Here is a 22257-nt window from a genome sequence, read left to right on the forward strand (position 1 = left end):
TTCACTCGATGGGCAATGAAGCCAGGCGGCGCATGCCACGCAGGCTGGCCAGGACCAGGGCGCCGTCGGCGGCCAGGGCGGCGCCGGCGATGGGCACGGCTTCGCGCACCGGCAGGCGGCGCAGGGCGGCGGCGTCGGGTGGTGCGATCAGCACCTCGCCGACCTGGCTGACCAGCACGAAACCGCCGTTGGGCAGCACGGCGCTGGCGCCCAGCGTGGCCGCGGTCTGGCTCTCCAGCCGTTCCCAGCGCGACGCGCCGGGGCCGGCGCGGTAGGCCGAACCGCGCAGCCCGTGGGCAATCAGGTGACCCCCCGGGGTCTGCAGCAGGCCGAGGAAGCTGCCGTTGTAGGGCGATGGCAGGGCCTCGAAGCTGGCACCGTTGTCGACCGAACGCATCAGCAGGCCCTGCTCGCCGGCCACGACCAGCTGGCCGACCGTTGCCCGCAGACCGTAGAGGTGCAGGCCCTGCGGGTTGGCCGGTCGCGCCGAAAGCGGCCGCCAGGATTTGCCGCCGTCCGCCGTGGCGAACAGCAGCCCGTAGGCGCCTGCGGCAAAGCCGCGCCGGGCGTCGATGAAGCTCAGGTCGAAGAAGGGCTTGTCCGGGCCTTCGTCCACCAGGGCCTGTGCGCCGGCCAGGGCCGCGGCGTCGCCCGATGCGCGCGCCGCTTCGGCCACGCGCGCGGCGGCGGCGATGCCATCGAGCTGCTTGCGCCAGGTCTGGCCGCCGTCGTCGCTGTGCAGGATGGTGCCCAGATGACCGGCGGCCCAGCCGTGGCGCTCGTCGGTAAAAGCCACGCAGGTCAGCGTCACCTGCACCGGCACGGCCGCCTGCCGCCAGTGTTGACCGTGGTCGTCCGACAGCAGCACCGTGCCACGCTCACCCACGGCCACCAGGCGGCTGCCGGCCCGGGTCACCGCGAGCATCGCGGCCCCCAGGGCCTTGGGGCTCATCAGGGCCGGGCGCGCGAGCACAGCGGGGGCCGCGCCGGTCTGCGCCGCGCGGGCGCTGGCGGGCAGCAGGCCCACGACGGCCCAGCCCGCCAGCCCCGCCAGGGCGCGACGCCGCGCCACGCCAGGGTGCGACAGCCGATCGTTCATCACCTGCTGCCTTCGCTGGCCAGCAACTCGGGGCTGAACACCGAACGCAACAACGGCGGCATGACCTCGTACTGCCTGGGCAGTTCGTTGGAGGCCATGTTCAGGTAGTAGGCGCCGCTCTGCATGTCATAGCCGCCCCACATCACGAAGCTGGTCACGGCGGGGATGTCGGGCGCGGTCAGCATCAGCGAGTAGTTGGTGCGCCAGAGCTGGCCCTTGGCGTCCCAGCCATCGAACAGCACGATCTGCCACGAGTCTTCGTCGATGTAGTACTTGCGCATGGGCACCACGTGGCGCTTGCCCGCGGCCAGCGTGGCCTCGACTTCCCACACCCGGTGCAGCTCCCAGCGCACCTGGGCCGGGTTGAGCGTGCCCGGTGTCACCAGCTCCTCCACCTTGGCGGCGGCTGCGCGGTTGTTGTTGTAGGGGATGTAGACCTCTTTCTTGCCGACCAGCTTCAGATCGTGTTTGTCGATCGGGCCGAACAGGTTGAAGGCTTCGTCGAACAGGCCGATGCCCGAGGTCACGGAGTCGGGTGTGTCGTAGGCCACCGAAGGGGCCTTGCGCACGCGGCGCTGCCCCACGAGGTACTGCCACAGGCCGCGCGGCGCCGAGGCGTTGACGCCGTCGTGCGCGAGGATCGCCTCACCGGCCTTGGAGCCCGGGGCGTTGGCCACGAACTTGCCGAACTGGTAGAAGCCGTCGAACTTGTCCAGGCTGCCGGTCTTGTCGTAGTAGGTCTGGCTGATGGTCTGCACACCGCCCGAGGCCATGCTGCGCCGGCCGTCGGCCGTCACCACCCAGACGCGCACCGGCATGGTGTAGTTGCCGCCGCGCCAGGCCAGGCGGTGGTTCCAGATGGCTTCATAGCCGTCTTTCGGAATGGGAAACGGAATGCCACCGTAGGCGCCTTCGACGCCATGGCCCCCTTCCACCGTCTTCGCCCGGGTGGCATTCTGGAAGGTGTTGTCGTAGACGAACTGCGGCGCGGCGGCGCTGCGGCGCGTGGGGTAGACGTCGATGCGGAAGTCGGGGTGCTTCTTCATCAGCGCCTGCACGCCGTCGGTGAGCTTGTCGGCGTGTTCGGCCATGTTCTTCGCGCTGATCGACAGCACGGGCTTGTCGGCGGCAAAGGGGTCGGGGCGCGCGTCACCGTTGCGGTAGCCCGCGGGCGCCTTGCTCAGGCCGCCGTCCCAGGCCGGAATGGTGCCGGCCTTGTTGCCGGCTTTTTCCGCGCCCACCGGTGTCAGCGTGGACTTGAGCTTGGCGGCTTCCTCGGCCGTCACGGCGGCCTGCAGCGGGAGGGACGTGGCCAGCAGCGCGGCCAGCAGCCAGTGGGGTTTTGCGTTGTGCTTCATGGTGTTTCTCGGGTGGGGGTCAGAAGGTGCGGGAGACGTTGAAGGACAGGTAGTCGCGGTCTTTCAGGGTCTGGCCAAAGGACAACATGCGCGTGGGGGTGCGCGGGTCGGCCACGGTGAAGGTGTTTTCCTTGCCGAAGAAGGCCGTGTAGTTCAGGCCGACGTTCCAGCTGTTCTGGTACTTGGCCTTGATGCCCACGCTGACATCGCCCGCCTTGCTGGCACCGCCGGCGAAGTTGAAGATGGCCGAGGAGCGGCCGCCAAAGTTGTAGCCCAGGCCGATCGGCACCGACAGGTCCAGACCCGGCAACACCTGGAAGTACTGCGGCTCGAAGATCATGCGAAACGCCATGGCGCTGCGGGTGGTGTTGGGGTCGAGGCCACCAAAGCCCACGGCGCTGGGGTTCTTGTCCACGCTCATGACGCGGTTCCAGGCCAGTTCGGCCACCAGCGCGCCACCGTCCCACAGGCTGGACTTGTTGAGCACGTAGATGCCCGAGAGGTTCAGGTGCGCGGTCTTGCCGATGGCGTAGCAGGGGTTGCTGGCGGAGCCGCTGCAGTTGACCGGCGGCATGAAGGGTGCGCCACCGAGCACAGCGGGGTCGCTGGCCAGCGGTGCATCGGTGCGCACCGAGCCCTCGAGCGCCCAGTTGAGCTGGCCGATGGAGGACGTGACACTGGCGCCCACGGTCTTGATGCCCTCGGCATAGACCTGGTGCACGTTGCCGTTGACCAGATCGAACACCGGCACCGCGGGCGTCTTGTCGTGGTAGCGCGCGGCGTAGAAACCGAACTCGTAGTCACTGCCCGCGGGCGACCAGCGCAGCTGGGCGCCGAACTGCCCGCTGTCGCCCGGGCGCTGGTCCTTGCTGTTGTCGGTCACCAGCACCGGCGGCAGCGGCGGGCCGAAGAACACCTGGCCGCCTCCGATGTAGTCCTGGTTCGAGAAGTAGCTGCCCACGCCGGGGATCTTGCTGGGGCGCCACTTGAGCTGGTAGTAGCCGCCCAGGGTCACGCCCTCGGCCACCTGCAGGCTGCCCGAGACCTGCTCCACCGGCAGCAGCACTTCCTTGAACTGCCAGTTGGGCACCGAGACGATCTTGGCCACGTCCACCGGACCCTGGGCATTGGCGATGCCGTTCTGGCCGAAGAACAGGCTCTCACCGTATTGCAACGCGTGTTTGCCGACGCGGATGGAGCCAGGCAGATCGCCCACCGAACCCTTGGCGTAGACAAAGGCGTCGAGCACCTCGCCGCCCCGGCCGTGCCGGCTGCGCGTGGCCGGGATGAAGGCGTTGGCCGGCTGGCCCGGCTGGTTGCTCACGCCCATCGTGCCGGGGTTGTCGTTGCGGCCCAGGTACTTCGAGTCGTACCAGGCGGCGTGGCTCAGGCGCAGGCCCCAGTTGCCGCGGCTGTAGTCGAACTCGCTGAGCAGGTCCAGGCGGTTGGACACCACGCCTTTGCCGAAGTTGAGGTCGCCGTCGTTCTCGTTGGTCACGCCGCCGTCGCCGCGCGCGGCGGGCGAGGTCAGCAGGGCCGACGGGTCCTTGAGCCGGTAGGCCAGGCTGTATTTGGGCGTGAAGTCGAGCCGGATCCTGGTGTCCGGGTCGTCCGACGCCAGTTCCATGGCGAAGGCGGGCAGCGCGCAGGCCAGGCCGCAGGCCAGGGCCAGCGCATGGCGCCGGGGGTTGATGATGTGTCTGTTCATGCTTGTCTCCTCGTTGTGTTGGAAATCGGTCGTGGGGCGGCCTGGACGCTCCCGGGTGTTCAGATCACCGGGGCGACCTCGTCGCTGGCGGGAGTGCTTCATGCGTTGGGCTCCTTCTCCACGCGCACGCAGCCCGGCACCCGCGCGAAGTCGTCCCGGTGGGTGGAAACACCGGTGGTCCGCCTTGTGCGAGCGGACGCCGCTCAGGCCGCCGCGGTCTGGGCTTGCAGCCGAGCGGGTGAGGTCTCTTTGAAGAAGAGCGAGATCACGATGCCGCAGAGAAAGCCATAGAAGGCAAAGGTGAGCACCGAGGGCAGGCCAAAGTGTTGGGCGCAGTAACCGGCGACCACGGGCGACAAACCACCGCCGATGACCTCGCCCACACCCGACACCAGACCCACAGCCGAAGCGATCAGGCCGGAGGGCGCGCCTTCGGTGGCAATGGGGCCCGTGATCAGGCTGAGCAGGCCCAAGGCACACATGGCGGTCAGAAAGAGCATCGCGAACAGCATGCCGGGGTTCGCACCGGTTTTCTGAAAGAGGCTCACGAAGATGCTCGCGCCGATGAACGAGGCGATCGCCGCCGGCTTGCGACCGATCCTGTCGGATATGGCTGGGATGCCGAAGGCGCCAGCAAAGCCGCCAAAGCCAATGGCCGAGGTGACAAAGCCCATGTGTGCTTGCGAGAGCTTGAGCACTTGGGTCAGATAGACCGGCACCATGGCGCTCATCACGAAGATGCCCGCCATGGCGCACAAGATGCTCAGGCAGGCCAGCACCACATTGCGGCTCTTGAGCAAATCCACCCACCGGACTTTTGCCGGTGCGTTGGCGGATTTTGTGGGGGTGTCGTTCTTCATCGTCTTGGCGATGAAGAAGGCAATCACCAAGCCCGGGGCGATGGACAGCAGGTACACCCAATGCCAGTTCGGCACCACGTCCAAGAGCTGCGTCACCAGGATCGGCCCCAGCCCCAGGCCGATCAGGGAGAACATGGACAGTTGCAGGCCCTGGTTGAAGCCGCGCAGATGGGGGCGCGAAGCCTCGCCAACGGCGGCCACACTGGCGGGCGTGAAGGCCCCTTCGGCCACGCCCATCACGGCGCGGATCATGAGCAGGCTGGCAAAGCCGGTGGCCAGACCCGAGACGCCCGACAAGAGCGAGAAGACGACCATGGTCGTGACCAGAATCGACTTGCGGCCGATGCTGTCGGCCAGGCGGCCCGAGATGATCGCCACCACGCCCCAGGTCAGACCCAGGATGCCGATCAGCTCGCCCAGTTGCTGGAAATTGAGGCCCAGCTCGGCCATCATGGCGGGAAACAGGGGGGCGATCATCCAGCGGTCGAGCCCGACCAGTCCAAACCCCAGGCCCATGAGGACCAGGACCTTTCTTTCATACTTGACGTCGTGTTGCATCTTTGTCTCCTGTCGTTGAGTTTCTTGCTTGCATTGGCTTGAGGCGGGGCTGCACCGAACCCCACCCGCTCGTCTCGCGGTCTGCGGCGCAGCGGTGCCGCAGACCGTTCAACGTCATACGTAGGTCGATGCCAGACCGCCATCCACGGGCAGGTTGATGCCGCTGACCCAGCGCGAGGCGTCGCTGCACAGGAAGGCGATCACCGGGGCCACCTCGTCGCTGAAGGCGGGGCGCTTCATGCGGTGCGCGTCTTTTTCCACGCGCTCGTTGCCGAGCATCTGCACGAAGTCGCCCAGGATGGGCGTGAACACCGGGCCGGGCGCGACACAGTTCATGCGGATGCCACGCTCCAGAAACGGCTTCTGCGACTGGGTGTGGGTCCAGACGATCAGCGCCTCTTTGAAGTACTGGTAGCAGGTGGCCTGCGGCACCGGGTGTTTGGCGAGCCAGGCGGCGCCGGCCTCGAAGCTGGTGGTGGCGCCCAGTTCGCGGTGCAGCTCCAGCCGGGCCGGCCATTCGGCGCCGAGGATGGACGCGATGTTGACCACCGAGCCGCCCTCGCCCATGCGCTCCATCACGCGCTGTGTGAAGTGACGCAGGCCCAGGTAGTTGACCTGGCCCACGAGCTCGACCGGCGCCGTGCCGGGCACGCCGGCGATGTTGGCCAGCGCGTCGATGTGCGCGGGCAACTGGGCCATGGCCGCGTCGATGGCGGCGGGGTCGCCGAGGTCGATCTTGACGAAGCCGTCCAGCGTGAGCATGGGGTCGTTGCGGTCCACGCCGATCACGCGTGCGCCCTGCAGGCGGGCGAGTTTGGCGAAGTCCGAACCGATGCCCGAGCCGCAGCCCGTGACGACGATGGTCTTGTTGGCGAGATGCATGTCTTGTCTCCGGTTGTTTGGGGGTCGGGGTCAGAACGGGAACAGCGGTGGGGCGTCCTTGACCGTGATCCACTGCCACTGCGTGTACTCGTCGATGTCGGCCGGGCCCCCCACGCTGCCGCCGTTGCCACCGATGCCGGGGCCGCCGAAGGGGTTGGTGCACTCGTCGCAGACGGTCTGGTCGTTGATGTGGACCATGCCCGCGCGCAGGCGCTGGCCGATGGCCAGGGCGCGGCCGATCGAGGGGCTGATCACCGCCGCAGCCAGGCCGCCCTGGCTGGTGTTGGCCAGCTGCACGGCTTCGTCGTCGGTGCGGAACGTGACCAGGTTGACCACCGGGCCGAAGGGCTCTTCGTCGAACGAGCGGATGCCGGGCTTCACGCCCGAGAGCACGGTGGGCTTGTAGCAAAGGCCCTCGTAGGTGCCGCCGGCTTCGAGCACGGCACCCTGCTTCACGCTGTCCTGGATCACCGAGTCGAAGTGCGCCAGCTGCTTGGCGTCGATCATCGGGCCCAGGGCCACCTGGCCGCTGGCGCCGTCGCCCACCGGCAGGTGCGTGGCCTTGCCGACCATGCGCGCCTTGAAGCCTTCGGCGATGGACTCGTGCACCAGGATGCGGTTGGACGCCATGCAGATCTGGCCCTGGTGGAACCAGGCGCCGAACGCGGCGGCGCTGGCCGCGGCGTCGAGGTCGGCGTCTTCCAGCACGATCAGGTTGTTGGCGCCGCCCAGCTCCAGCGACACCTTCTTCAGGTGTTCACCGGCCAGCGCGCCGATGCGCCGGCCCACGGCGGGCGAGCCGGTGAAGGCGATCATGGGCACGCGCGGGTCAACCACCAGCGCTTCGCCGGCTTCGGCGTCGCCCGGCAGCACCTGCAACACTCCGGCGGGCAGGCCGGCTTCTTCGAACACGCGGGCGATGATGAAGCCGCCGCTCACGGGGGTGCGCGTGTCGGGCTTGAGCACCACCGCGTTGCCCAGCGCCAGCGCGGGGGCCACGGCGCGCAGGCTCAGGATCAGCGGGAAGTTGAAGGGCGAGATCACACCCACCACACCGTGCGGCACACGCCGAGCGAACGACAGCCGTCCTGGCCCGCTGGGCAGCACCTGCCCCTGCGCCTGCATCGGCAGGCCGGCGGCCAGGTGGCACAGCGTGATGGACTCGTTCACCTCGTGCTGGCCCTTGGGCAGGATGCCACCGGTTTCGCGGGCGATGGTCAGGGCCAGCTCGGCGAAGTGTTGCTGGAAGAGCGCGGCGGCGCGGTGGAACACGGCCGAGCGTTCGCGCGGGCCCATGGCGGCCCAGGCGGGCTGGGCGGCGTGAGCCCGGCCGATGGCGGCGCGCATGTCGGCGGCGCTGGCGATGCCCACCTGCGAGAGCACCTGGCCGGTGGCCGGTTCCTTCACGTCGCGCACGCTGGCGAGGGCGGTGGACCATGTGCCGTCGAAGGCTTTGCCCGACGTGAGGCGGCTGTCGAGCCAGGCCGGATTTTCGGAAACACCCATTGTTTTGCTCCTGTTGATCGTTCATGCACACCACACGGTGGCTGCAACAGGTTTCGCAACGGACGTACCAGCGCGGACGCGATGGCCGACCCGGAGGCCGGCATTTCCGGGTTTTTTCAGAGGGGCAGATCAGGACTTTCCCTAGGGCATTTTTGGGGGTCCACATGCCCTGCTGGAGCCCCAAAAAAGTTACTATAAATAAACAAATGTGATGTTCACATTTCATCAAAACATCCATCAATTGATGTTCTCCCATGCCCAGACAACGCATCTCCCTGGCCGATCTGGCCCGCATCGCGAACAGTGACCAAGACGAGCGCCGGACCGAACCCGGCGAGCGGGTGATGGCCGGGTTCGACACCAGCGGCATCAGCCAGCAGGCGCACCCGACGGTGGCCGATCTGAGCGAGTGCCTGTTCTTCTCGCCGGGCGACGGCCGCATCTGGCTGCAGGACCAGCGCATGGTGCTGCTGCATTCGGAATCGCTGGGTTCGCTGCGCCGCGAGCTGATCGACAGCATCGGCCTGGACAAGGCGCGCGGTCTGCTCACGCGCGCGGGTTACGTCAGCGGTGCGCGCGACGCACAACTGGTGCGCCAGCAGTGGCCCGACGCCGACCCCCCCGCGGCCGCCATGGCGGGCACGCGCCTGCATGCGCTGGAGGGCGTGGTCCAGGTGGAGCTGGTGCATGCGGCCTACGACGCGGTCACCGGCGCCTACGACGGTGAATTCCTCTGGCACAACTCCAGCGAGGACGACGAACACATCGCCGCCTACGGCGTGGGCGGCGCGCCCGCCTGCTGGATGCAGGTGGGCTACGCCACCGGTTATGTGAGCACGCTGTTCGGGCGGCTGGTCGTCTTTCGTGAAGTGAACTGCCGCTCTTCGGGCGACCCCCATTGCCGCGTCATCGGCAAATCGGCCGAACTCTGGGACGACGTGCAGCAGGACCTGCGCTACCTGAACGCCCAGGCCTTCGTGGGCGCGTCCGCTGCGGCCGGCGGCGCGGTGCCGGTGGTGGATCTGCAGGCGTATGCGGCGGCCAACCCCGGCACCGAGCAGAGCATGGTGGGCGCCTCCTCCTCGTTCAACGCGGCCTGCCACATGCTGCACCGCGTGGCGCCGACCACCGCCACGGTGCTCTTCACGGGCGAGTCCGGCGTGGGCAAGGAGATGTTCGCCAGCACCCTGCACCGCATCAGCCCGCGCAAGGACAAACCCTTCGTGGCGATCAACTGCGCGGCCATTCCCGAGACCCTCATGGAGAGCGAGCTCTTCGGCGTGGAGCGCGGTGCCTACACCGGCGCCGGTGCCTCCCGCCCGGGGCGCTTCGAGCGCGCCCATGGCGGCACGCTGTTTCTGGACGAGGTCGGCACCCTGAGTTTTGTCGCCCAGGGCAAGCTGCTGCGCGCCTTGCAGGAGGGCGAGATCGAACGCGTGGGCGGCACACGGTCGATCAGCGTGGATGTGCGCGTGATCGCGGCCACCAACGTGGACCTGCGCCAGGCGGTGCGCGAAGGGCGGTTTCGCGAAGACCTGTTCTTCCGCCTCAACGTCTTCCCCATCCACCTGCCCCCGCTGCGCGACCGGCGAGACGACATCCCGCTGCTGATGAGCCACTTTCTGGGGCACTACAACAAGCGCCACCAGCGCCAGGTGGCGGGCTTCAGCCAGGCCGCGGTGAAGGCCATGTACAACTACGGCTTCCCGGGCAACATCCGCGAGCTGCAGAACCTGGTGGAGCGCGGCGTCATCCTGGTGAGCGACGGCGAGGCCATCGACGTGCACCACCTCTTCAGCAGCGGCGAGTCGCTGGCGCAGGACGTGCTCTCACTCGCCTGGCGCGATGGCGGTCCGGCCACGCTGAGCCTGCTGGGCGCCCGCCGGACGGCCGCACCGGACGAGGCGGCGGGCACTGCGCAAGGCACGTCGAAAAGCGGTGCGCTGGAGCAGGCCGAACTGGCGCTGCTGCGCCAGGCCATCCGGCGCAGCGGCGGCAACCTCGCGGCCGCGGCGCGCGACCTCGGGGTCAGCCGCGCGACCGTGGCCTACCGGGCGAAGAAGTTCGGACTGGCGACTTGAATCCGGGCGCTGCGCGCCCTCAGGCGGCCAGCGCCGCCTTCACAATGCTCGCCGCATCGACCTGAAAGTACGCGCGCAAGGCCGCGCGCGTGTCGCTGCGGCCAAAGCCATCGGTGCCCAGGGTGGCGTAGCGCCGACCTTCGGGCAGGAAGGCACGCACGCTCTCGGGCACGGCGCGCACGTAGTCGGTGGCGGCGATCACCGGGCCTTCGCTGCGCGCCAGCAGCTGCGTGATGAGGGGCACGCCATCGTTGGCCACACCATCACGCGCCAGTTCGCTCCAGCTGGTGATGCTGAACACATCCACCCCCACGCCCTGTTCGGCCAGTTGCTGCGCGGCCCGAATCACTTCGGTGAGGATGGCGCCCGAGCCCAGCAGGGTGATCCGCTGCCCGCCCTGCGGCCCGAAGCTGCCGAAGTGGTAACCACCCTTCAGCACGCCCTCGGCCGCACCTTCAGGCAGATCAGGGTTGGCGTAGTTCTCGTTCATGAGCGTGACGTAATAAAACACGTCCTTCTGCTCCACCAGCATCTCGCGCATGCCGGCATCCACGATCACCGCCAGCTCACCGGCAAACGCCGGGTCGTAAGCCTTGCAGTTGGGAATGGTCGCGGCCACCAGATGGCTGCTGCCGTCCTGGTGCTGCAGGCCTTCGCCGCCGAGCGTGGTGCGGCCCGAGGTGGCGCCGAGCAGGAAGCCGCGCGAGCGCTGGTCGGCCGCGGCCCAGATGGCGTCGCCCACGCGCTGGAAGCCGAACATGGAGTAGTAGATGTAGAACGGCAGCATGGCCAGGCCGTGCACGCTGTAGCTGGTGGCCGCGGCCGTCCAGCTCGCCAGCGCGCCGGCTTCGCTGATGCCTTCTTCCAGAATCTGCCCTTCCAGCGCCTCGCGGTAGCTCAGCACCGAGCCGATGTCTTCCGGTGCGTAGCGCTGGCCCACGCTGCTGTAGATGCCGACCTGCTTGAACAAATTGGCCATGCCGAAGGTGCGCGCCTCGTCGGCCACGATGGGCACGATGCGTGGGCCGAGCGTCGGGTCTTTCAGCAGGGTGCCGAGCATGCGCACGAAGGCCATGGTGGTGCTCATCTCCTTGCCGCCGGCCTTCAGCGCGAACTGCGCGTAGGCGTCGATGGCAGGCACCGGCACCACGTCGCACGCGGTCTCGCGCCGTGGCATGGCGCCGCCGAGCGCCGCGCGGTGCTCGCGCAGGTAGCGCATCTCGGCGCTGTCGTCGGCGGGCTTGAAGAAGGCCAGGCCCTTGGCCTGTTCATCGGTCAGCGGCAGGTTGAAGCGGTTGCGGAATTCGATCAGGTCGCCCTCGTCGAACTTCTTCTGGCTGTGCGTGGTCATCTTGCCCTGGCCGGCCGCGCCCATGCCGTAGCCCTTCTTGGTCTGCGCCAGGATCACCGTGGGCTGGCCGGTGTGCGTGGCTGCGGCGGCGTAGGCGGCGTGGATCTTCACCAGGTCGTGCCCGCCGCGTTTCAGGCGGTCGATCTGCTCGTCCGTCATGCCCTGGGCCAGCGCCGCCAGCTCGGGGTTCTGGCCGAAGAAGTTGTCGCGGTTGAAGCGGCCGTCTTTGGCGGCGAAGGTCTGCATCTGGCCGTCCACCGTGTTGGCAAAGGCGCGCACCAGGGCGCCGCTGGTGTCGCGCGCGAACAGGCCATCCCAGTCGCTGCCCCATACGAGTTTGATCACGTTCCAGCCCGCGCCGGCAAACAGCTTTTCCAGCTCGTCGATGATGCGGCCGTTGCCGCGCACCGGGCCGTCCAGCCGCTGCAGGTTGCAGTTGACCACCCAGACCAGGTTGTCCAGCTTCTCGCGCGCGGCCAGCGTGAGCGCGCTCATGCTCTCGGGCTCGTCCATCTCGCCGTCGCCGAACACGCCCCACACTTTGCGCGCGCCGCAGTTCAGCAACTGCCGGTGCGTGAGGTAGCGCATGAAACGCGCGTGGTAGATCGAGCTGATGGGGCCGATGCCCATGGAGCCGGTGGGGAACTGCCAGAAATCCGGCATCAGCCACGGGTGCGGGTAGCTGGAGAGGCCGCGCGCGCCGCTGGCGGGGGCGGTGATCTCCTGGCGGTAGTGCAGCAGGTCCGCTTCGCTCAGGCGGCCTTCAAGGAAGGCACGCGCATACACACCCGGCGCACTGTGCGGCTGGAAGAACACCAGGTCGCCCTGGCGCCCGGCACGAAAGAAATGGTTGAACCCGGTCTCGAACAAGTCGGCCGCGCTCGCGTAGCTGGCGATGTGGCCACCGAGTTCGCCATACGCCTGGTTGGCGCGCACCACCATGGCCAGCGCGTTCCAGCGCATCAGCGAGGCCAGTCGCTCTTCCACCGCCAGGTCGCCGGGGAAGGCGGGCTGGTCTTCGACCGCGATGGTGTTGATGTAGGGCGTGTTCAGCTCGGGCTGCCAGCCGATGCGCTGGCTGCGCGCCACGCGGGCCAGCTCGTCGAGGATCTGGCGCACGCGCGCCGGGCCTTCGGTGGCCGCCAGCGACAGCAGGGCGTCGCGCCACTCCTGGGTTTCGTCGGGGTTGGTGTCGGTGTGGGCGGCGAGGTGCCAGGCGGGTGTCATGTGATTCATGGCGAAGGTCTCCTGATCCCGGGACTGTAGGCACAAGACGCAGGCAGTTGGTGTTTATTTGTGGGGTGTTGCGGCGGATGTGGCCCATAAAATGCCGCTGAAATGAGCAATCAAAGCACAAACCACCTTGACGCCACCGATCTGAGGATTCTGGAAGAACTCCAGGCCGACGCCAGCCTGTCCAACGTCGAGTTGGCCCGGCGCGTGCACCTGTCGCCCTCGCCCTGCCTGGCGCGGGTGCGTGCGCTGGAGGCGCGGGGCCTGATCCGGCAGTACGTGGCCCTGCTCGACGCGAAGCAGCTGGGTCTGCACCTCAACGTGTTCATTTCCATCAGCCTCAAGCAGCAGAGCCGCGAGACGCTGCAGGCGTTTGAGGAGCGCATCGTCCTGCGCGACGAGGTGATGGAGTGTTACCTCATGACCGGCGACGCCGACTACCTGCTGCGCGTGGCCGTGCCCGACATGCCGGCGCTGGAGCGCTTCATCCTCGAACAGATTTCACCGATTGCGCAGGTGGAGAAGATCCGTTCCAGTTTTGCGCTGAAGCAGGTTCGGTACAAGACGGCGTTGCCACTGCACGCGGCTTGAGCCACGCCCCCTACCGTTCTGCGGGGGGGCTGGGGTGGGGCCTGCAACCACCAAAGGGCTGCTTCATGGCGCTGCCTTGTACTCACACTGCCGGCCAGGAGCAGCCTGTGAAGTTCCCTGATTCCAACAACTTGCGACTTCCGTTGTTGGCCAAAAAGGCGACGTTAGTGCATAAGCCAAGCCTGCCAATTCTTCGGTAAGGCTCTAGTCGAGTTTGAACCGTCGGCGAAGTGCCAGTAATGCGAGAGCAATCAACCCAAGAGATAGAAGGGCATGTAGTGTCGAGAGTGACTTTAGGACTAGCTCGGAGGCTGTCGGGTCCGCTGGCATGCCGGAAGCAATCCCCAACTTTTTTAATGAATCGGGGGCCCATATCGAGAAGGGCCTTATTAATTGCTCCAGAGTGAAATTGATGACAAAACCAAATGAAGGTGGTTGACCATTTCCTACGAATAGGAAGTTAAGCGTATAAGCGAATCCAAATATAGCTGTAACTAAGGCTAAAAAAATAAAAGGGCGGACAAAGCTCTGTCCATAGTCAGACAGTATCCCGTACAAATGCGAGAAGATTTTCACAGAGCGCGATGTTGTAGGTTTCATCACACGGGCCTGCTGCTCCAGCGCGAAGAACATCGCTTGTTCATCACGTGCGCCCAAGCGCTCCATGGCCAACTTCAAGGTACGGTAAGCATGGTCCGCGAAATCTGATGACGTATCTAGGAATTTTGCCCCATCGAAATTCGCACTCTGATGAAAACTGCAGTTATGAAACTCCGGTGCTACTGAGAATTGCGCCTGTTGAAAATTCGGTCCAGATAAGAACACTCTGTCATTAAATCTGGAGTGTCCCAAGAACTTCGCGTGATGGAAAAGCGCCGTTCGGATCGATTCATCTGCCGGGTGAGACGGAAGGAAGGAGTGGTAAAGATTGTGCAGGGAGAAGTCCGCGGTCTCACTGAACTCGGCAGAGGCGAAAACCAGGTTCTGCTGGAACCGTGCTCCATAGAAAATGGCATTCTTCTCAAAGCGTGATTGGAAAAAATTTGCATCACCTTTGAACACGCTTCCAGAGAAATCAGCATCACTGGAAAAGTGCGTCATCGCAAAGTCTGCCTGATTTCCAAAGAACACATTTCTTGCATAAACCGGCTTGGCAAAGTGGAGTGTTTGGAAATCAACCCCTCTTGGAAAATGGGCTCCATCAAGAGCTAACGCCGGTAAATTTTCATAAGGGATTGTCTGAGCATCACTCAGATCATTCCCGTACGCCATCGGAAAAGACAGCCTATCCCAATGAACCAAGCCGCAAAGATCAATAGGTTTATCCTGCTTTCGCCTCTCTTCAATATATTGGAATAGCAGGCCGCCAAATTGCGCTTGAACGAAGAATAACCATGCTTTTTTTTCGGTACTATTCCCACTGCTGTCGGTTAATGGAAGATGAAATGGGCACCATTCCTTTCCATCTGACGAGATCATCTGAGTCTCTTCAAAAAAAGTAAACTGACACTTATTCCCGAACGCATTTTCGGAGTTCGGATCAAATGTCGAGCTTGGCTCAAAGGAACTTGCATAACTAAGCGAGAACTGGCAAGGCATGATTGATCGTCTCTTTCTTGGTTATGTCCGCAGGAACCAATGACATGTTAACAAGTCGCTCGCATGGCGTCGATTCGACCGACCATGTTGAGAGGCCCTCGGCTCGTGCTGGCGCCGGTTAGGAGCCAGAACCGGACATTGGCCTCCTAGAGGCCATCAGTCTGTTGAGGGTCGAGAGCACCAGTTCGCAATCGGGGGCGGCGAACGTTCAAGATGAAGTGCCGTACGGGCAGGCGTGGCCCCTCACCCCAGCCCTCTCCCCAGAGGGGCGAGGGAGTGAAGGCACGGCCTGCGCCTTGAGGTCATGTTGTGCGCGGTCGATGCATTCAGCCATTCCTGAACAAAAAGCTGTACGCATTGAGCGCCGGCACGCCACCCAGGTGGGCGTAGAGCACGCGTGAGCCTTCGGGGAATTCGCCGCGGCGCACCTTGTCGATCATGCCGTGCATGGACTTGCCTTCGTACACCGGGTCGGTGAGCATGCCTTCCTGCCGTGCGCAGAGACGGATGGCTTCGAGCGTGCCTTCGTTGGGCAGGCCGTATTCGGGGCCGCCGTAGCGCGTGTCCAGCACCACGTCTTCAGCCGTGATGTCCTGGTCCAGTTCCACCAGCTGGGCGGTGTTTTGCGCAATGCGCAGAATCTGAGCGTGGGTCTGCTCGGGCTTGGCCGAGGCGTCGATGCCGATCACTTGGCGGGCGCGGCCGTCCGCCGCGAAGCCCACTACCATGCCTGCCTGCGTGCTGCCCGTCACCGAGCAGACCACGATGTAGTCGAACTGGAAACCCAGCTCGGCTTCCTGCTGGCGCACTTCTTCGGCAAAGCCCACGAAGCCCAGGCCGCCATACGGGTGCTCGGAGCAGCCGGCGGGGATGGGGAAGGGCTTGCCGCCGGCCGCGCGCACGTCGTCCATCGCCTGCTGCCAGCTGGGGCGGATGCCGATGTCGAAGCCGGCCGCGTCCAGCCGCACGTCGGCACCCATGATGCGGCTCATCTCGATGTTGCCCACGCGGTCGTACACCGCGTCGGAGTAGTTGACCCAGTTCTCCTGCACCAGCACGCACTTCATGCCGAGGTGCGCGGCCACGGCAGCGACCTGGCGGGTCTGGTTGGACTGGATGCCGCCGATGGACACCAGCGTGTCGTAACCGCCGGCGATGGCTTCGGGGATCAGGTATTCGAGCTTGCGCGTCTTGTTGCCGCCGAAGGCCAGGCCGCTGTTGCAGTCTTCGCGCTTGGCATACAGGTGCACCTTGCCGCCCAGGTGGGCGCTCAGGCGTTTGAGCGGCTGGATGGGGCTGGGGCCGAAGGTGAGCGGGTGACGGGGGAATTTCTGCAGGTTCAGGGCATGGGTGGTGGTGGTCATGGCGGAGGTCCAGGTTGAGAGCAGCGGTTGCAGCCCGGGTGCGTACAGCGTCATGGCGGCAAAACACGAGGGCATGGGGTGGAACGTCGGTGGGTGGAAACGACGTTCATCGTAGGACTGCGGCGGTGCTACGAATTGCGAACTTTGCTTCGAAAAACAGCCTTGAATGCTCATTTCGTGTCTGTTGTCGAATAGATGGTGTGAAATCACGGTCTGACGCAACAAAAGAAAGTCCCGGCTATGGAAACGCCCCTCGACCGCATTGACCGCAAACTGCTCGAACTGCTGCAGCAGGACGCCTCGCTGCCCAACCTGGAACTGGCCGAACGCACCCACCTGAGCCCGCCAGCCTGTTCTCGGCGGGTGGCGCGCCTGAAGGCGTCGGGCGTGATCCGCAAGATGGTGGCGCTGGCCGACCCGCGCGCGCTGGGTTACACGGGGCTGGTGATCATTGGCGTGGTGCTGGACCGGTCCACGCCGGACTCGTTCGCCGCGTTCGAGAAGGCGGCGGCCAGGCTCACCGGTTGCCTGGAGGTGCAGCTGGTCACGGGCGAATTCGACTACTTCGTCAAGCTGCGCATCCAGGGCATTGATTCGTTCAACGACATGCACAGTGCCCAGCTGATCGCGCTGCCGGGCGTGCGCCAGGTGCGCACCTTCGTGTGCCTGAAGGAAGTGTTCGAGACCACGGTGCTGCCGGTATAGGAAACACCCCCACCGCGCTTCGCGCGACCCCCTCCAGGGGGCGATGCCCGTCGTCCGGCAAAGCCGGCCCGACGGTATCTCCGGGCTGGGTCATTTCGCGCCGGAAAGGGCTCCGCGCTGCCGATGCCGTGGGTCGACTCTGCCTAGAGATCGAGCACCAGTCGCGCGCTGCTGGCGCGCGAGCAGCAGGGCAGGAACTGGTCGTTCGCCGCCCGTTCCTCGTCTGTCAGGTACTGGTCGCGGTGGTCGGGCGTGCCCGCTTTCACGCGCGTGAGGCAGGTCCCGCACACACCCTGCTCGCACGACATGGGAATGTCCAGCCCGGCCGCCAGCAGGGCGGCCAGCGCGCTCTGGTCGGCGCGCACCGGGATCACGCGGCCGCTGCTGGCGATCTCGAGTTCGAAGCTGCCGTCGTTCGCATGGTCCACCGGCGCGCCGGCGAAGTACTCGCGGTGCAGGCGCTCTTCGGGCCAGCCGGCGGCGCGCCCGGCGTTCAGCACCGCGTCCATGAAACCTTGCGGGCCGCACACATACAGGTGCGTGCCTTCGGGTGCACGCTGCAGCGTGGCGGCGATGTCCAGCTTCTGCACCGCATCGCCATCGTCGAAGTGGTGGTGGGTGTGCCGGGCGAACGCCGATGCCGCGACCCGTTCCAGGAACGGCGTGCGGTCGCGCGAACGCGTGCAGTGGTGCAGCTCGAAACACTCGCCCTGGCTGGTCAGGCGCTCGGCCATGGCCAGCAGCGGCGTGATGCCGATGCCACCGGCGAGCAGCAGGTGGTGCGCCGCCTCGGTGGCGAGCGGGAAGTGGTTTTTCGGCGCGCTGATGTGCAGGGTCGAACCTTCGGCCACGGCGTCGTGCACGGCCTGCGAGCCGCCGCGCGAAGCGGCGTCGCGCAGCACCGCGATCTGGTAGCGGCCGGTCTCGCCGGGCGGGTTGCACAGGGAGTACTGGCGCACCAGGCCGTTGGGCAGGGCGACGTCGATGTGCGCGCCGGCGCTGAAGGCGGGCAGGCTGTGGCCCGGTTCGGCCACCAGGTCCAGGCTGCAGATGTCCAGCGCTTCGGTGTGCTTGCGCGCCACGCGCACCAGCAAGGGGGTCTGGGGTTCGCTCATGGGGGTTCAGGCGGTGGCGCCCTGCTCGGCCGCGAGCACGCGGTCGATCAGCTTGCGCGACTGCACGCCGCCGGTGTCGATGTTGAGCATGAGCAGCTTGCGGTCGGGGAAGTCGATCAGGTTTTTCTGCTGGCGCTCCAGCATCTCCAGGTCTTCCGAAAAAATCTTGCCCTGGCCTTCGCGGATCTGCTCGGTGAGCGACGCGTCCTGCGGCTTGAACTTGCGCGCCATGCCCCAGAAGTAGTGCATCGAGGTGTCGGTCTCGGGCGTGATGAAGTCCACCACCCAGCTGGCGGCTTTGACTTCGTCGGGCGCGGCGTGGCCGCCCTGCCCGGCCAGCGCCACGCCGACCTCGATCATGATGTGGCTGGGCGGCGTGAAGTGGCAGATCTGCCAGCGGTCCACCGGCTGGTCGTCGGGCAGGCCGTTCATGCGCAGCGCCATCTTCCAGAACGGCGGCGCTTCGATGCCGGCCATGTAGCGCTCGGTAATCACATGCTCGCCATCCACGCGCGTCTGGCACGGCACTTCGTCGATCTCCTTCTGGCCGATGCTGGTCGAGTGCACGTAGGTCTCGTGCGTCAGGTCCATCAGGTTGTCGATCATGAGCCGGTAGTCGCAGGCGATGTGGTACAGGCCACCGCCGTAGGCAAAAGCGGGGTTGTCCTGCCACTCGAACTTCGGCACCAGCGCGGTGTCGGCGAGCGCGGCGTCGCCCGGCCAGACCCACACGAAACCGTGCGCTTCGTGCACCGGGAAACTTTGAATGGCCGGAAACGCCCGCACGCGCTGGCACGGCATCGAGACGGTCTTGCCGTCGCAGCCCATGGCCAGGCCGTGATAACCGCAGACCAGGGTGTCGCCCTCCACCTTGCCCAGCGACAGCGGCGCGCCGCGGTGGGGGCAGAAATCGAGCACGGCGGCAACCTGGCCGGCGCTGTTGCGGAACAGGGCCATCGGCTGGTTGCAGATGCGCCGGCCGAGCGGCCGGTCGGCGGGGATTTCTTCGCTGCGGGCAGCGACGTACCAGGTGTTGAGGGGGAACATGTTGCGTCTCCGGAGGTGTTTCGCGTACTTCATTCAGTATGCTGAATGAAGCGGATTGTACGGACGCCAACGGGTGGTGAACAGGGGTTCAGACCTCGGGTTTTCCCGAGTACGGATCGCCGGACGATGGTGTGTTGAGGTGCACGAACTTGCGCAGCAGGCGCAGGAATTCGGCCTGCTCGGCGGGCTCCAGCGGCTGCAGCAGCTGGCGGTACATGGGCACCACGCGCGGCAGCATGTGGGCCAGCACGGCCTCCCCTTCGGGCGTGAGGCGCAGGGCGCGCTGGCGCCGCGGCAGCAGCTCGCGCACGATCCAGCCCTTGGCCTCCAGCCGGGTGGCGATGTCGGCGGTGGTCGAGGTGTCCAGCGCCACCTTGTCGGCCAGCGTCACCTGGTCGATGCCCGGTGCGTCCTGCAGGGCGCGCAGGATCGCGTACTGCACGGGCGTGATCTGGCGACCGTGCGTTTCGTGGAAGGTGGAGACCGCCAGCTGGTGCGCGCGGCGGATCAGGTGACCGGGCTCGGCCTGCAGGGCAACGACGCTGTCGGGCAGTGGGCTGGCGGTGGCCTGAGGAGTGGGTGTCATGGTGGTGGCGTTGCGGTGAGCGCCGACTATATGACAGGACCTCCGCCGTGCGGGATCGCTTCGTGTGCGCCGGCGTGCCGAGGTTGCTGCCGGCGTGGCGGGCGGCGTCTCAGTCCTTGCTGCCGCGGCCACGCCCCCGGCCCTTGCCCGAACCACCGCCGGACGATCCGCTGCCGGAGCTGCCACTCCCGGAGCTGCCGCTGCCGGACGACCCGCTGCTCCCTGACGTCCCGCTGCCTGAGCTGCCGCTGCCGGACGAATCGCCACCGGACGATCCACTGCCCGAACTGCCACTACCCGAGCTGCCACTGCCAGAACTGCCGCTGCCCGAGGAATCGCCGTCGCCACCCCGTCCGCGGCCCCGACCGCTGCTGTCGTCCGAGCCGCTGCTGCTCTTGCCGCTGCTGCCGGAATCATCCGGATCGTCAGCGTCAGCGTCATCGTTCGAACGGACCGAGGCCCGGCGCGAATTGCCACGGCGGCTTTCGCGCTGGAACTCCAGCAGCTCCACCATGACCCGCTGCTGCGCGTCGACGCGGCCCCGCACCCGCACCGCCTGCCCCACGCTCAGGGCCTCCAACTCGCCGCCCCGCACCCGGGTGGCATCGCTCAGGGTGAGCGCACCGTAGCCCAGTTGCAGCTCCCGCCCGTTGAGCGCGTGCACGTAACCTTGCAGCAGCACCTCGCGCACTTCGCCGACGGCCGACCGCGTGGGCTGGCGCTGCAGTTCGCTCGCGATCAGGCGGCCGTCCGCCCATTCACCGCGCACCGCCACTTCCCCACCACCGTCCGTGCCCACCAGCAAAGCCGGGTCGCGCGACACCACGGGCGTTTCGCCCACCCGCAGCGTGCCGTCGGGCGCCCGCCGCAGCGGACCGGTGACCTGCGCCTCGCCAGCCGTCCAGGCCTGCACCCGGGTGGCGCGGATCTCGCCGCTGGCGAGCCGTTGCCCGCTCACCCGCGCCCAGTCACCCGCCTGGAGCCCCGCGAGATCGGCCGCTTCGAGCGCCACCGCGGGCTGACCCATCACCACGAAACGCCCGCTGGCGGCGTCAACGCTGGACAAAGGCCCGACGGCCGTGTCCAGCACCACGATGCGCCGGGCCTGCAACTGCGCCCCTTGACCGCTGGCCTGAAGCGCCACCCATTGGCCCACCGCCAGATCGCTGAGCGGCGCCTGCGCGCCGTCGCGCTGCACCGGGGTTTCGGGCTGGTATCCCACTTCCACCCCATTGACACAGATGCTGGCAAAGCCGGTGACCACACCCACGATGCCGGTGCCCCCCAAACCGCCTTCGTGGGACAGACCGGCGGCGCCGGCCACCGCGCCGGTGCCACCGAGGCCCGGGCTGCCGGCCACCTGACCCGTGCCGCCCACACCGGGCCGCTGCGCGACCCGCCCGGTGCCGCCGATGCCGCCGGGGTCGGCCACCACGGCCGGGGCACCCGTGCCCCCCAGTCCCGGCGCCATCGCGGCGGGGTTGGTGAGCGAGGCCACGCGGCAGGCCGCGGCGCCGCTGAGTGGCGGGTCTGTGAGTCGGTGACTGCAGCCCGCGGCCAGGCACAGCGTCAGGAGCGCGGCCCATGCCGCGGGCGCGCGGAGGTGTTCCTTCATGGCCGCTCCCCTGGTTGGTCCGGCCCGGTGTCGGGTTCGGTGTAGAAGTACGCGCCCAGCGTGAAGCGCTGGTTGGCCTGGTCCGGCGCGAACGCCTTGTCCTGCGCTTCGGCCTGCATCGCGGCCTTGTTCACGGCCAGCAACGCCTTCATGCTCCATTGCTCGGCGAGCTTCGCCAACTTCTCGACCGAGGCCGCTGACAGGGCGTTGTAGTGCACGCTGCGCTCCATCAGCGCGGGCTGTCCGCCCAGCAGGTTGTGCACCGAAGCGGCGGCGTGGTCGTGCAGGTTGTGGCCGAAATAGAAGGCCTTTTCATCGGCTCCGCGCGTGGGCACAAAGGCCCCGGCGTTCAGGCAGACCAGACCGTCGTCGTCCAGGTGCACCACGCCCAGGCGCAGCCATTCGTCGAGCACCACGCGCGAGCGGATGTCGCTGTTGACGCCGGTCACCAGCGCCTCGAACGACTGCTCGCCGCCCTCGCTGATCAGGCGCGCCAGCGGCCGGGGTTGGCCGTCGGCCTGCAGGTAACGCGGATCGCTCATCCAGTGCGCCACCAGCTGCGCGCCGCGCGGCACCACCGAAGGTTCGATCGCCAGCTCGCTGTGCAGCAGCTGGCGCAGGCGGCTCACGTCCTTGCGGTGCACGCCGCTGATCAGGCTGATGCGGCTGTCGGTGGGCGGCTTGTCGTCGAGCCGGAAGTCGCGGTCGGCCACCTCGACGAACAGACCCTTGAGCATGTCCGACAGGTAGGGGTAGGTGATGCCGCGCGAGAGCATCAGGCGCACCAGCGGACGCAACACCTTGCGCAGGGCGCGCACCACCGCGGGCGAGGGTGCCCCCGCGATCCCGGGCGCGGTGTCCTGTTCGGCAACCGGAGGCGGTGTGGAGTGCGTGGGCATGGGCGGTGACGGTCCGGAGGGTGGGGGCGAAACGAACTTTAACACTTGCGTGGGAAAAAATCACACAAAAAGATTGACGCGGGAAATTTTCACACACATA

General features: G+C 66.7%; 17 protein-coding genes. 3 read left to right on the forward strand and 14 right to left on the reverse strand.

Going from position 1 to position 22257, the window contains the following annotated elements; genetic code table 11:
* Position 1 precedes the first annotated feature (1 nt).
* The 6 genes from ACN5W5_RS09360 to ACN5W5_RS09385 all read right to left on the reverse strand — a co-directional run bounded on the left by ACN5W5_RS09360 (position 2) and on the right by ACN5W5_RS09385 (position 7971).
* Positions 2-1099: a WD40/YVTN/BNR-like repeat-containing protein gene (locus ACN5W5_RS09360; protein ID WP_420048272.1), complete on the reverse strand. Its 1098-nt coding sequence runs from the start codon at positions 1097-1099 to the stop codon at positions 2-4.
* Positions 1099-2457: a DUF1329 domain-containing protein gene (locus ACN5W5_RS09365; RefSeq protein WP_420048273.1), complete on the reverse strand. Its 1359-nt coding sequence runs from the start codon at positions 2455-2457 to the stop codon at positions 1099-1101. The genes ACN5W5_RS09360 and ACN5W5_RS09365 overlap by 1 nt, the downstream gene beginning before the upstream one ends.
* A 19-nt stretch (positions 2458-2476) precedes the next feature.
* Positions 2477-4165, reverse strand: a complete 1689-nt coding sequence (locus ACN5W5_RS09370; protein WP_420048274.1) for a DUF1302 domain-containing protein — start codon at positions 4163-4165, stop codon at positions 2477-2479.
* Between the two features lie 203 nt (positions 4166-4368).
* Complete coding sequence (locus ACN5W5_RS09375) at positions 4369-5583, reverse strand: MFS transporter (protein WP_420048275.1); 1215 nt, start codon at positions 5581-5583, stop codon at positions 4369-4371.
* Between the two features lie 114 nt (positions 5584-5697).
* Positions 5698-6465, reverse strand: coding sequence for a coniferyl-alcohol dehydrogenase (locus ACN5W5_RS09380; protein ID WP_420048276.1), 768 nt, complete (start codon positions 6463-6465; stop codon positions 5698-5700).
* 30 nt (positions 6466-6495) lie between these two features.
* The gene (locus ACN5W5_RS09385; RefSeq protein WP_420048277.1) at positions 6496-7971 is read right to left on the reverse strand and encodes a benzaldehyde dehydrogenase; all 1476 of its coding nucleotides are present in this window, start codon (positions 7969-7971) and stop codon (positions 6496-6498) included.
* A gap of 254 nt (positions 7972-8225) precedes the next feature.
* Between ACN5W5_RS09385 and ACN5W5_RS09390 the strand changes: the two genes are divergently transcribed.
* Positions 8226-10052, forward strand: a complete 1827-nt coding sequence (locus ACN5W5_RS09390; RefSeq protein WP_420048278.1) for a sigma 54-interacting transcriptional regulator — start codon at positions 8226-8228, stop codon at positions 10050-10052.
* A gap of 19 nt (positions 10053-10071) precedes the next feature.
* On the opposite strand, the gene mdeB is transcribed toward ACN5W5_RS09390, so the two are convergent.
* Entirely contained in the window at positions 10072-12639 is a 2568-nt protein-coding gene (gene mdeB / locus ACN5W5_RS09395; protein ID WP_420048279.1) for an alpha-ketoglutarate dehydrogenase, read from the reverse strand.
* A 102-nt stretch (positions 12640-12741) separates the two neighbouring features.
* Between mdeB and ACN5W5_RS09400 the strand changes: the two genes are divergently transcribed.
* On the forward strand, positions 12742-13227 hold the full coding sequence (locus ACN5W5_RS09400) for an Lrp/AsnC family transcriptional regulator (protein WP_420048280.1): 486 nt from the start codon (positions 12742-12744) through the stop codon (positions 13225-13227).
* A 204-nt stretch (positions 13228-13431) separates the two neighbouring features.
* Here ACN5W5_RS09400 and ACN5W5_RS09405 read toward each other — a convergent pair whose 3' ends face one another.
* Together ACN5W5_RS09405 and ACN5W5_RS09410 are read right to left on the reverse strand one after the other, a co-directional pair.
* Positions 13432-14826, reverse strand: a complete 1395-nt coding sequence (locus tag ACN5W5_RS09405) for a pentapeptide repeat-containing protein (RefSeq protein ID WP_420048281.1) — start codon at positions 14824-14826, stop codon at positions 13432-13434.
* Between the two features lie 326 nt (positions 14827-15152).
* Positions 15153-16169 carry a 1-aminocyclopropane-1-carboxylate deaminase gene (locus tag ACN5W5_RS09410; protein WP_420048732.1) on the reverse strand — a complete coding sequence of 339 codons (1017 nt, stop codon included), beginning with the start codon at positions 16167-16169 and terminating at the stop codon, positions 15153-15155.
* 261 nt (positions 16170-16430) lie between these two features.
* Between ACN5W5_RS09410 and ACN5W5_RS09415 the strand changes: the two genes are divergently transcribed.
* Positions 16431-16895: an Lrp/AsnC family transcriptional regulator gene (locus ACN5W5_RS09415; RefSeq protein ID WP_420048282.1), complete on the forward strand. Its 465-nt coding sequence runs from the start codon at positions 16431-16433 to the stop codon at positions 16893-16895.
* A 143-nt stretch (positions 16896-17038) separates the two neighbouring features.
* Here ACN5W5_RS09415 and ACN5W5_RS09420 read toward each other — a convergent pair whose 3' ends face one another.
* The 5 genes from ACN5W5_RS09420 to ACN5W5_RS09440 all read right to left on the reverse strand — a co-directional run bounded on the left by ACN5W5_RS09420 (position 17039) and on the right by ACN5W5_RS09440 (position 22157).
* Positions 17039-18010 carry a PDR/VanB family oxidoreductase gene (locus ACN5W5_RS09420; RefSeq protein ID WP_420048283.1) on the reverse strand — a complete coding sequence of 324 codons (972 nt, stop codon included), beginning with the start codon at positions 18008-18010 and terminating at the stop codon, positions 17039-17041.
* A 6-nt stretch (positions 18011-18016) separates the two neighbouring features.
* Positions 18017-19057, reverse strand: coding sequence for a Rieske 2Fe-2S domain-containing protein (locus tag ACN5W5_RS09425; RefSeq protein ID WP_420048284.1), 1041 nt, complete (start codon positions 19055-19057; stop codon positions 18017-18019).
* A gap of 88 nt (positions 19058-19145) precedes the next feature.
* Complete coding sequence (locus ACN5W5_RS09430; protein ID WP_420048285.1) at positions 19146-19643, reverse strand: MarR family winged helix-turn-helix transcriptional regulator; 498 nt, start codon at positions 19641-19643, stop codon at positions 19146-19148.
* Between the two features lie 109 nt (positions 19644-19752).
* A complete protein-coding gene (locus tag ACN5W5_RS09435) occupies positions 19753-21258 on the reverse strand; it encodes a DUF5666 domain-containing protein (protein ID WP_420048286.1) in 1506 nt (501 codons plus the stop codon).
* Positions 21255-22157 (reverse strand): DUF6502 family protein, encoded by a 903-nt coding sequence (locus ACN5W5_RS09440; RefSeq protein WP_420048287.1) that lies wholly within the window; start codon positions 22155-22157, stop codon positions 21255-21257. The genes ACN5W5_RS09435 and ACN5W5_RS09440 overlap by 4 nt, the downstream gene beginning before the upstream one ends.
* Positions 22158-22257: the final 100 nt, after the last annotated feature.

The organism is Hydrogenophaga sp. ZJX-1, from assembly GCF_048590325.1.
Lineage (GTDB): Bacteria > Pseudomonadota > Gammaproteobacteria > Burkholderiales > Burkholderiaceae_C > Hydrogenophaga.